At 69.0% G+C, this 493-nt stretch carries 1 protein-coding gene; it reads right to left on the reverse strand.

Annotation, left to right across the window (positions count from 1 at the left end; all coding sequences use genetic code 11):
* On the reverse strand, window positions 1–493 hold a 493-nt coding region (locus tag Q664_RS46155), incomplete at both ends, for an RCC1 domain-containing protein (RefSeq protein WP_043412179.1).

Raw genomic sequence — 493 nt, forward strand, 5'->3', positions numbered from 1 at the left:
GCCCCACCCCGTGCCGTCCGAGCGCACCGCCATCGAGTGGGATGCGCCCGCGGCCACGGCCACTGCTCCACTCACCCCTTGGACCTGCACCGGCAGCGTGCGGCCGCTCGTGGTGCCATCCCCCAACTGACCGTAATAGTTGGAGCCCCAGGCCCATACCGTGCCGTCCGAGCGCACCGCCATCGAGTGGTTATAGCCCGCGGCCATGGCCACCACTCCGCTCAACCCCTGCACCTGCACCGGCAGCGTGCGATTGCTCGTGGTGCCATCCCCCAACTGGCCGTAGTAGTTGGAGCCCCAGGTCCACACCGTGCCATCCGAGCGCAACGCCATCGAGTGGTAGACGCCCGCCGCCACGGCCACCACTCCGCTCAACCCCTGCATCTGCACTGGCAACGCGGACAGGCCAGATCCACCACGTCCCCAGGTCCACACCGTGCCATCCGAGCGCAACGCCAGCGAGTGGTTCATGCTCGCGGCCACGGCCACCACT

It is taken from the genome of Archangium violaceum Cb vi76, assembly GCF_000733295.1.
GTDB lineage: Bacteria > Myxococcota > Myxococcia > Myxococcales > Myxococcaceae > Archangium > Archangium violaceum.